Origin of the sequence: Pseudoalteromonas sp. MMG024, assembly GCF_021654175.1 — a bacterium.
Taxonomy (GTDB): Bacteria; Pseudomonadota; Gammaproteobacteria; order Enterobacterales; family Alteromonadaceae; genus Pseudoalteromonas.
On record NZ_JAKFZO010000036.1, the window covers coordinates 1 to 11065 of the forward strand.

The 11065-nt window shown below is 40.8% G+C and carries 9 protein-coding genes and 1 pseudogene; 2 read left to right on the plus strand and 8 right to left on the minus strand.

Going from position 1 to position 11065, the window contains the following annotated elements; translation table 11 throughout:
- Nucleotides 1–9: 9 nt before the first annotated feature.
- The 5 genes from L1068_RS21080 to L1068_RS21100 form a co-directional block, all read right to left on the minus strand.
- Nucleotides 10–432 carry a helix-turn-helix transcriptional regulator gene (locus tag L1068_RS21080; protein WP_237131844.1) on the minus strand — a complete coding sequence of 141 codons (423 nt, stop codon included), beginning with the start codon at nucleotides 430–432 and terminating at the stop codon, nucleotides 10–12.
- A 160-nt stretch (nucleotides 433–592) separates the two neighbouring features.
- Complete coding sequence (locus L1068_RS21085; RefSeq protein ID WP_237131845.1) at nucleotides 593–2494, minus strand: S9 family peptidase; 1902 nt, start codon at nucleotides 2492–2494, stop codon at nucleotides 593–595.
- A gap of 150 nt (nucleotides 2495–2644) precedes the next feature.
- The gene (locus L1068_RS21090) at nucleotides 2645–5017 is read right to left on the minus strand and encodes a TonB-dependent receptor (RefSeq protein WP_237131846.1); all 2373 of its coding nucleotides are present in this window, start codon (nucleotides 5015–5017) and stop codon (nucleotides 2645–2647) included.
- 305 nt (nucleotides 5018–5322) lie between these two features.
- A complete protein-coding gene (locus L1068_RS21095) occupies nucleotides 5323–6291 on the minus strand; it encodes a hypothetical protein (RefSeq protein WP_237131847.1) in 969 nt (322 codons plus the stop codon).
- Nucleotides 6292–6622: 331 nt separating this feature from the next.
- A complete protein-coding gene (locus tag L1068_RS21100) occupies nucleotides 6623–6805 on the minus strand; it encodes a ribosome alternative rescue factor ArfA (protein WP_010558625.1) in 183 nt (60 codons plus the stop codon).
- Nucleotides 6806–7019: 214 nt separating this feature from the next.
- Between L1068_RS21100 and L1068_RS21105 the strand changes: the two genes are divergently transcribed.
- Complete coding sequence (locus tag L1068_RS21105) at nucleotides 7020–7436, plus strand: hypothetical protein (protein WP_237131848.1); 417 nt, start codon at nucleotides 7020–7022, stop codon at nucleotides 7434–7436.
- Nucleotides 7437–7512: 76 nt separating this feature from the next.
- Here L1068_RS21105 and L1068_RS21110 read toward each other — a convergent pair whose 3' ends face one another.
- Together L1068_RS21110 and L1068_RS21115 are read right to left on the minus strand one after the other, a co-directional pair.
- The gene (locus tag L1068_RS21110; protein ID WP_237131849.1) at nucleotides 7513–8928 is read right to left on the minus strand and encodes a DUF1996 domain-containing protein; all 1416 of its coding nucleotides are present in this window, start codon (nucleotides 8926–8928) and stop codon (nucleotides 7513–7515) included.
- A 248-nt stretch (nucleotides 8929–9176) separates the two neighbouring features.
- On the minus strand, nucleotides 9177–10151 hold the full coding sequence (locus L1068_RS21115) for a transposase (protein WP_237131850.1): 975 nt from the start codon (nucleotides 10149–10151) through the stop codon (nucleotides 9177–9179).
- 91 nt (nucleotides 10152–10242) lie between these two features.
- Between L1068_RS21115 and L1068_RS21120 the strand changes: the two are divergent.
- Nucleotides 10243–10440, plus strand: a pseudogene (locus L1068_RS21120) (transposase domain-containing protein); the annotation flags it as partial.
- 149 nt (nucleotides 10441–10589) lie between these two features.
- Here the strand turns inward: L1068_RS21120 and L1068_RS21125 are convergent.
- On the minus strand, nucleotides 10590–11045 hold the full coding sequence (locus tag L1068_RS21125) for a hypothetical protein (RefSeq protein ID WP_237131851.1): 456 nt from the start codon (nucleotides 11043–11045) through the stop codon (nucleotides 10590–10592).
- Nucleotides 11046–11065: the final 20 nt, after the last annotated feature.

The following is an 11065-nucleotide window of genomic DNA, read 5'->3' on the forward strand; positions in this document are numbered from 1 at the left end:
TGCACTCAGCTAATAACGATCAGTCACTAGTTGAGTATGAAAATTCTTTAAGAAAAGTGTCCGGCTGGAGTTGACCAGAACATTTAGCGGTGATTTACCATTTTGAATATCGCTTGGTGTACAGCCAAAATTGGTTTTAAACGCGCGGATGAAAGACGATGGCGAATCATAGCCTACGCTCATAGCCACTTCTAAAATGTTACTGTGGCCGGTTTTTAATAAAAACATCGCCTTTTCAAGCTTTTGCCGTTTTATAAACTCACCGAGCTGAAACCCCGTTGCGGCAAAAAACATACGATTGAAATGATATTTTGAAAAACCAGCATAATCGGCAAGCGCTTCAACATTGATTGCTTCATCACTGTGATCATAAACATATTGTGCCACCTTGCTGATAATCGCGGCATTAAACTGCGTGGGAGTGCTTGCCATACATTAAGAGATTATTTTTATAATTATATTAGCAAGATAGCGAATGTTAATCAGTGAGTCGAGTGAATTTTTAAAGGCATAAAAAAGGCCTTATTGATGTTTTCCAATAAGGCCTTTTGTGTAAGTTTGCCTTGCTCAAAATTGAGTAAGGCAAGTTAACTTACAGTGTTTCTTCTAACCACTTGAAGAATTCACGCTGCCATACAATGCCGTTTTGCGGCGTAAGTACCCAGTGATTTTCTTCAGGGAATAGCATAAAGCGGCTTTTCAAACCACGTAATTTAGCTGCTTGGAACGCCGCAATACCTTGCTCAAGTGGAACACGGTAGTCTTTAGCACCGTGGATCACAAACATCGGTGCATCCCACTTTTCAATGTGGTTAATTGGGTTGAATTGACCGTATGCCTTTTTCGTTGCTGCATTGTCTTCCCAATATGCGCCGCCTAGTTCATTATTTACGAAAAATAGCTCTTCGGTTGTGCCATACATGCTACGTAAATCGAAAATACCACAATGTGCAATAAAGGTTTTAAAACGACCTTCGTGGTTGCCCGCTAAATAAAACGCTGAATAACCACCGTAACTTGCACCAATTGCACCGATACGTGAGTTATCTACGTAAGATTCTTTTGCTACATCATCAATCGCTGCAAGGTAATCTTCCATTACCTGACCGCCCCAATCATTGCTGATATCTTTGTTCCATTGTTCACCATGACCTGGCATACCACGACGGTTAGGTGCAACCACGATGTAACCCTGTGATGCCATTACTTGGAAGTTCCAACGGAATGAGTAGAACTGAGAAAGCGCAGACTGAGGGCCACCTTGTAAATAAAGTAGCGTTGGGTACTTTTTGCTCTTATCAAAGTTAGGTGGGTAAATAACCCAAGTAACCATGTCTTTGCCGTCGGTTGTTTTTACCATGCGTTTTTCAACATTTGGTAAATCAAGCTCAGCGTAAAACGCATCGTTTTCTTTGGTAAGCGCAGTAAGCTTTTTGCTACCAAGATCAAAACGGTAAATTTCACGCGCGGCGTTCATGCTGTTACGTGTAACCACAAGCTTATCTTTTAATACTGCTACAATGCCGTTTACGTCATATTGGCCGTTTGTAAGCTGCTTAATTTTAGGCTGTGCTTTGGTTTTAGTGTTTACCGACACTTGGAATAACTGCACAGTACCACCCACTGGCGCTACAAAATAAATGGTCTTACCATCAACACTCCATTTGAAGCTGTTTACGGTGCCATCCCAATGTGCAGTTAAGTTATAGTCGCGGTCATTAACACGTACAATAATGTCTTGTTTATCGGCTTCGTTACCCGCTGCGTCCATTTGTAACCATGCTAAGTGACCTTTTGGTGAAAACGCTGGGTACTTATCGTAGCCTAGGTTTTTCTCGGTCAGGTTAGTGGTTTTTTTGCTTGCTAGGTTGTAACGATAAATATCGGTATTGGTGCTTTGAACATATTCAGTACCCGTTAGCTTTTTGCTCACGTAGTAAATGTTTTCACCTTTTGGACCCCAAGTGTAATCTGACGTGCCACCAAATGGTGCGGTTGGGCTTTCAAATGGCATGCCCTGCATGATGTCGACTTTTTCTTCGGTTTTTAAGTCTTGATAGAATACGTGCTTAAAGTTACCGTCTTTCCAAGTATCCCAATGACGGTAATTTAAGTCATCAAATACATAAGCATTTGCTTTGCCAAGTTCTTTATGGCGGTCGGTCGCTAAAATATCTTCCAGTTTTACTTTTTCATGAAACAGCTTTTTGCTGCCATCTGGTGAGATACTTTTATTTATCACCACACCTTGGTAGGCCTCTAGCAATTGTGATTCACCGCCTTTAAGTGATACTTGGTACACCTTGCTGCTGAAATCGTTCTTCTCAACGCTTGGTGTTGTCACTTTATAAATAACGTGGGTTTTTTCTTTGTTTAAACCAAGCGCGCTTACACGCTTTAATTGCCAAAGTTTTTCTGGTGTCATTACCTCATTGGCGTAGGCACCCGCGCTTAGAGCAACTCCCAAGCTTACAGATAAAATAGTTCGCAACATCGCGAAACTCCTTTAAAGAATAGACCCGCTAAGATTACAGAATTACCCTATCGCTTGAAAAGCGCTATGCGACTAAAAAACAAAATAAAAAGGAGCAACCTAGGCTGCTCCTTGTAAAGTCATATTGACTAATCTCGCTAAATCTAATGTTTAGAAGAACGCAGTAACACCAATCCAGAAGTTACGGCCTTTATCTTTTACATTGTAATCGTCGGTAAATGTAACTTCACTCACCACACCACGACCGGTTAAGTACTCGTACTCGCCGTCACCATTTAGGTCTGTGTAGCTAGTGCTATACGATGTAAAGTCTTCATCCAGTAAGTTGTTAACGCGTGCGTTAATTTGCACGTATTCGTTTACGTAAAACTGTGCACCTAAGTTAAATAGGTTGTAATTTTTGTAATGTAACGCTTTATCATGAACATTGTCCCAACCACGGTAGCGATCTGAACGGTATACACCTTGTAGGTAAACAACCATAAAATCAGTTGCTTCCCAGTTTACTGTAAGGTTAGCCATGTGCTCAGCCGTATTCGTTAGCGGTTGACCTTGTTCTGGACCACTTTGCTGTTCGCTGTCGGTCCACGTGTAGTTACCGGTTAACGAAATCGTGTTTGAAAGCGTGTATTGGCCTGCAATTTCCACACCTTGCAAATCAACTTCATCAATATTAATTTTTTGGCTATAGCTTTGATAACCCAGTTGGTCGTACTGCCCTAAGTTAACACAAGGGCGCACATTGTTAGTTTGCTCACAGCTTAAAATAGTATCACCGCGGGCAATCTTATCTTCAAACTTAGTGTTGTAGTAGGTAACGTTAAAGTTGTGTGCCGCATCTTCTGAATTCCAGTAAACTGCAATTTCAGAGTTTACGCTGGTTTCAGGCTCAAGTTCTGGGTTACCCGCAAATGGGCTTGTACCTTGGCCACCAAAACCCGTAATACCATCGTATAAATCGGTTGTTTGTGGCGTTTTATAACCCGTGCTAACACCACCTTTTAGTGTCCATGTTGAGCTTAGGTTATACACACCGTATAAACGTGGTGAAACTTGGCTGCCAAATACGTCGTGATTATCGTAACGCGCACCACCGGTTAAGGTGAAGTCGTCTAAAATCATCCAGTTATCTTCAGCAAAAACCGAGTACATGTTTTGTTCTTGTACTTTGCCCGCTTCGTTGCTTTCTAGACCGAAAACGCCGTCTTTTAATTCACCGTCAATTAGCTGCGCACCAACCACAAAGTTATGATCGCCAAGTGCACCACTGATTGGAATATCAAAGCGCAAGTCATAGGTAAACTGGCTACTTTCTAGTGGACGTTTAGGACGCGGTAGGAAAGTCTCTTCTGCTAAATCTTTACGTTCCTGTTCGTCCATACCTGCATAATCGCCGGTACCATCGTACATTTCTTGAAGTTTCAACCGTTCAGCAACACTAAGTGGCAACGTACGACCGTTATTTTGCGTATCAACATAAGAAACTGAGGCTTTAACCGATGCCCACTCTAAGTCACCATCGTAACCCAGTGACCACCATTGGCGATCAAATTTTTGATCCGCGGCATAACCTGCACGCGGGTTTACTTTGCCGCGGCGTGTTTGCCAAATTGATTCGATATTATCTTTGGTACCAAGCGGATAAGTAATTTTGCCTGATTCAATATTGTAGCTTGGGGTGTTGTCGTACACTTGGCTTGAATTATCGTAATCAAAGCTAATGTGATGATCATCAAACGGCGTGTAGTTTAGCGTAAAACCAAACTGCTCATTAGTGTTATCTACAGTGCGGCCGCCACTACCAAATCCTAATGAACGTACGTGCACCTCACCATTTGGATCTGTTGCAGGCTCGAAGGTCGGCGAAGATGCCGTTTGTTCGTAAACGCTACCGCGCACGCCAAGCGTAAGTACATTTTTGATTAATGGGCCGATAATATTAAAATCGGTTGTAATGTCGTCGCCAAAATCATCGTCTTGTTGAATTGAGCGGCTAAATGACACCGCACCGCTCCAATTTTCGGTGTGTTTTTTCGTGATGATGTTGATTACACCACCAAGTGCATCTGCACCATACAGCGTTGATGCAGGACCACGGATCACTTCAACACGCTCAATCGCATCAACCGGCGGCACGTGGTTAAACGCGTTACCACCAAAATTATTTGGGTAAATATCGCCGTGGTTGTTTTGACGTTTGCCATCAATTAATAGCAGCGTATATTCACCAGTAAGGCCACGCATACTTACGCTGCCCTGACCTGTTTTATCGCGGGTTGTGCCAATATCAATACCTTCTAGATATTGCACAGCATCAAGAATCGATGTGAAAGAATGCGCTTTAATATCTTCGTTAGTAATGATTGAAATACTTGCTGGTGCTTCCACTACTTTTTGTTCAAAACCGGTCGCAGTAACTACGATGTGCTCTATGTTTTTTTCTGGGATTTTGTCATCTGCTACAGCTGGCAATTGCGCCGCTACAGCCAGCGCGATTACGCTTGGTTTGATTAAATTGATCATTAGTTACATCTCTTGATGATTATTTAAGCATTATTGAGAAAGGGCGACGTGCATAATACAGATAAAATTAATGATATCAAGAATAATTTCTATTTAGATTTGTATCCTATCGTTTGCACGGCTAAGAAGCATTCAAATTTAAACAATAAGAAACTGAAATATAAGCAATTTAATTAGAAAGGCGCGATAACAAAAAGAAGGTGTAGGTGTGGTCTGCAGCAATAGTAAAGTGTTAAGCATGAAAAAAATACTTAACACTTTAAAGCACTGCGGTTTCACCAAAAAGCATGGCTAACCGCTAAAAATTAAAAAAAGTATTTGTTTATTTCAGCTTGCGTCATCAAATAAATATCGTCAGCAGGCGCTGCATTAATAGTAAAAAAGTAAAATTCAGGGCCGAGTTCCTGCCCTAATATTTCGCGGAAATAAGTCAATTGAGCACCATGTGCACTATGTGACTTGCTAAGTTGGCCAGCATCTTTATCTCCTTCACAACACCAGGCATGTACACCCAATTTGCCCCCTGTTTGATACTCTTTTTTGATGCCTGCGGCATATAAGTCAACGCCGCCAGAATACGCTTCGCCATCGGCTGGCATTACCGTTGTATATTGTGCTTGATGAATTAATCTGCCTGTGTGCATATTGATATCATCATTCACAGAACCATCAACACTTTTAAAGATAATGCGATTTACACTTGGGTGATCAAGCGCTAAATCACGAAACTGAACATAGGTTTTGCTGCCTAATGTACCCGATAGCTCCGCAGCAGTATCCTTTACCACAAGTTGACTGTTACCACCTGAGATTAAGCTTTCATTGAACGTCATATTAAACGTATGTAAATTACCCGATGTGTTGTCAATAAGCTGACCTTCTATAACGAAGTTATCGTTTTGCTCGCTTAGCTGTAAATTCTCGCCAAGCAAGGCTTGCTCGGTATTTTGATTGGTGATCACTGCAACTTCTTGCTTTGGTTTTTCGCCTTCAAAATCAAACCCCAACACAATCACGCCAAGATCATAGCGAATGTAAATAACACCTTCATCCATATCAAAGTCGAGCATTTCGATAGCTGAGTTATGACCATCAATTTGTACATTTAGCTGCGTCGCTAACTGGGTATAATTTTCAATGTAGCTCGCTACATCTGCGGGCTTAATCGCATGCACTTCCAAAGTGGTGTTATCAACTGAATTTGATGAAGAAGAGCCACCACAGCCCGATAAAATAATTGCTGCGGCAATGACAGAAGGGATAAAACGCTTCATATAATAATCCGTAAATCTGAGTAAAAATTTTCGGAAAGCTTAGCATTTTGCCTTGTAAGATAGCGTTTAGCTTTGTGAGCAAGTGTAGTATTGCAAGTACAATTTCAGACAAGTTTTAACAAAGCAAAAAATAATGTTAGGTTTGAGCAATGAGCTAGCAGTTATGTCTAAAATAGCACCAATAAGATAAACATATCGATGCTATTTTACCCAAACTCAAGCCATTGTAAGGCATTGATAGGGTTAGCTAATGTGCGAACGGCGTTACCGCCTATTAAGTATTTACTGTATAAATTTTACGTAACTAAAGACAAAAGCCTTATCTTAAAGCTTAGGCTGCTTTAAGGTAAGACTCTCGCCCTTTATGTTTATTGTTGCGCTGATAGCTACCCTTACCTTTTTTCGCCTTTTCAACTTTGCTTTTAAATAATACGCTTGTGACTAACGCTTTAATTGCGTTGTCTTTTATTTCACCACGGCCATGATCGTGATGCATTTTTTTAGTTTTACTCATTGCTGTCCTCTTGATTAAAAATGAGTCAATTAATTCGCCGCAATACTAGCGAAAAATATGTAAAGCACAAGTGTTCACATTACTTTTTTTAAATATTTTTATTGCGGTTAAAAAGTGTTTTAACTTGCCAACAAATACCCAACACTTACTTACATTTTTCGCAATAATCATCCGTAATAATTACACCTATAGTTACTTTATTTATAGGCTCAATATGACGTTTTTAACTAAGACTACAACCCTAGCAGCAGCGCTACTATTAACTGCATGTGCTCACCATGAAAACGTGCGCCCAAGCAGTGACGGCAACCATTACGTTGACTTATACGGCGAAACCAAAACAGAAGTTTCAAAACAGGCATTTAAGCAAGCAAAATCGTACTGTAAAGAATCAAAGTCGAAACCTTATGTGGTTTCTGAAAAAGTTGATTACATTGGCAATATGAGTGAACAAGATTATTTAACTAAGCGCAATATCGCTGATGCCGTTGAAGCTGCAGGTACTGCTATGTGGATTTTTGGCCGAAGCCATGTAGATGATGCGGGCGCAGCTCTAAGTATTGGTGGCGATATTGCTGGCGATGCTTTGGGTGATCCATACCAACTTCATTTAGTGTTTAATTGCGGTTAAACATCATCATTTAAACCCAGTAGTTTAACCAAACTCTACTGGGTTAATGTACTTTATGTTCTGGTTACTCACCTCGCTAATGGCCTCTACCACCGTTGATAATTTCCGGCTCATTTTGACTCCCCTCACGTGTTCCCGTAAGCCGAAAACCGTTTGCAAGATTACCATCATGACAATCGAGCGCCCCCTTAATACAATTATCAAGCAAGGTTTGCATTATTTCTGGGTGCCAGCCATTAAACCAATCTGCATGCAGCGACATCCCACCTTGCGCGGAACTATCTACCGTATACATATCTGAGGCCAAACGCCAACCTTGACTGGCTTTGCTTTGTGGGTGATACACGTCAGGTTTTACACCAAATGCATAGTGATAACTTACACGAACAACTGGCACAGGGTGTGAACTTGGGCAAACAGTGCCGTTCGGGCCACCTTGATTAATTGGATAAGCCATATGACTTTTGTGATCTGAACTATCAAGATCCGTACCGTTCCAACAGCTGGGAAAGAAAACATCCATGCGGACTCTATCAGGCGCTACACACTCGGGAATGGAGCTACTAAAACGTGGATTTGTAGCGTCATTTGATTCCCATGACTGGCAATGCCAACGTACAATGCTAGTTGACTGTGATTGCCCAGGCTGCCCCATATGATCCCCTGCAATTATTTTTAACCCAGCAGGGATGGGTTTTATATCATCAAGCTTGTCGATGCCTGCTGAATAATAAAACACCTCATGTGCTTCATCATCATTGCCAACCACGGCTGATACCACTTGCCATTGTGTATCACCTTGTTCGTCTAAAATGGGCTCTCCAGTCTGTGCATCGTACTGAGGCGCCAGTAACGTGGGCACCCAATATGCTGAACGATTTAAATGATTTCCTTGGCAAGTCGAGTCGCCAGAGCTGTAAAGAGAATCTGTAGTAGTTTGATGATCTACCAAGGTATTGCCATAAAATCGATGTAAATGCGCAGCATTTTCTTGGTTTGGGTAAACAATTGGGTCGTTGTAACTGGCATGTGAAAAATCACAATTTATACGAAAAATTCCGCGCCAACTCGCATCTTCAACGGCACTTGGTGCAATATTAGTTTTCACTAAATCCGTGTGAGGATTTGCTGCATTAAACACACTGTCAATCGTCCATTGAAATTCGCTAGCATCACTCAGGCGGCCATCCACCACCGCCCACACTTTTAAGGTTTGCGTGCCACTTTCTAGGCCAAAATAATTTATTGGGCTAGTACATTCAGTAATACTGTCATCATTGAGCTGACACTCAAATTGTTCGGTTTGTTCGCTACTCACATTAAACATAGCGTACGTATTTTGTGTTGGCTGAGTAATAGAAGGACTAATTATCGGTGTAATAATGGTCTGTTGCTCTTCGTTACTAACAGTAATTTGTTGACTGTCACTACTGCCGCAGCCACACAATAATGCTGTTGCTGAGGTCACACTTAAAAGGTGTAAAAATCTCATGGTATTTACCTGCTCTTGATTCACTCAATCACAAGTATGGGTGACACAATGTAAAGTAACGTAAGCCGTTTGTAAAAGTGTGAAAAAGAGAAAACGAAAGAAAATATTTTAGCGTTTGAACCCAACAGGTACACAAACTTCAGCATTGTAAAAAACACCACAGCCACCCACTCTAAAAACAATATCAGTTAAGTGCTGTATAGCTAGAAGTAAAAGTTTAGTATGAGTGTTTTGTATAAGATGCTACCTTAAGCGAGTAAAGCTGTTACATTTGCAATATTTGGTCGCCGTTTCTTTTTGAGGTGCTCACAATACTCAATCATATTACCTGGTTTTCCAACGGCACCATGAAAAGACTTTGTAAATTGTGTTGTAAGAGTTAACCAGTTTTCAGGTGATATGCCTAAACGAGTTAACATTGGAAGTTCATTCGCTGAAATAGCGCCTCGCTTATCCTCGCGAATAATACGTCCTGTTAACTCAACGAGTTCAATATAGCTTTTTAGTTCAAACGGTAAGCCTTTTGGCATGTGCTTTCGTGGATCACCTGCAAACTTAAGCAGTGCTTTGGGTTGAGTGCCTTTAAGTGCCGCGTTAATGCGTTGTTGAATACTGGTGTAATCTGATTTTTCTGGGGTGCTTGCCATCTTTGCTCTTATCGGGTTTAAATCAACATACGCCATACAGGCTGCAAGTGCCGCTTCATCTAGTAAGGCTTGGGATTTAAATCTACCTTCCCAGAAGCGGCCTGTGCAGTTGTCTTCAAAGTTTGCTTTGCGAGCGATGTCTTCATTAAGCACACGCATAAACCAACTAATGTCTTTTAAACGATTTCGGAACACTTTAGTCATTTCAGCTAACGTGTTTACCTCAGCTGTATTGAGCGGCTCACATGACAAGTACTTTTGTGTCAGTAAATTGCCTTTGAACAACTTATGCCAACGAATAATAACGGCTTTTTGATTGAGTCGGTTTGCTTTTTTCTCATCGACGCACAATACAATGTGAGTGTGATTGCTCATTACGGCATACGCACATACATCTATACAAAACACTTTCGTCAATTCAAGTAGCTTATCTTCAACCCAAGCTCGACGGTGTTCAAATGAGTGACCTGTGACTTTATCTTCGCCACATAAAAACGCACGGCGTACACAACGAGAAATGCAATGATAGTATGTTGTATCAGCTAAACTCACCTGCTGTTTTCTAGGAACCGCCATAAATCACCTCAAATGAAGTAAAAAAGCACTCCCCTAAACATAGGAAAACACCCAAACTAAATCAAATTAGAGTGGGTGTCTTTGTTATTCTTTTGTGATAGGCAGAAAAAACTGGCTGTTTAGCTTCACCACAAGTGGGGCAGAGAGTAGCGCAATCCTGTACAGCGTGATCGAAACAGCCAGAGCAAACGGCCACACCCCATTCGACTACGTGATGCATTGCTTAAACGAATTAGCTCAGCCACAGTGCGATATCGACAGCTTACTGCCCTGGCATGTTAATCTCTAGGTGTGGTTAGCCGTACGCTTACGCTGTTTCTAGGAACCGCCATAAATCACCCCAAATGAAGCAAAAAAGCACTGCCCTAAACATAGAAAAACACCCAAACTAAATCTCTTTAGAGTGGGTGTCTTTGTTATTTATTATTATTGTTATTGTTATCGATAACTTAATCTACTTTGGTTTCTTTCCCTTACCAATATTAAATTCAAATCACTTACCCATTTCTCGATGGTTTCTTTATCATCATAAACGGTTACTGATTGTTTTTTAGTGAACAGTATACCCATAAAAAGTGTTTCTTTGTGTCCATTTTCTGAAGAAGCTCCAGTCTGCATCTCGAATGTCTTTATATGAAACATATCACTTTTATAATATTTAAGTTCTCTCATTGACTCATCTTCGATAAGCTCATCACTACAGTATTTCTCGCAGTGAGAAATATTTGCGATTTTTATTATAGATTCTACTTCTTCTACCCTACCAACTACTTTTACTTTCTCAAACACAACCTTATTAGAACTTAGTGATGCGTCTACATTTAATGCATAGCCTTCCATCAACTTTAAATGAGCGGAATTAATATAAATAACACCTAAACGTTGATTTGCCAAAGAACTAAAGTTACAAAATA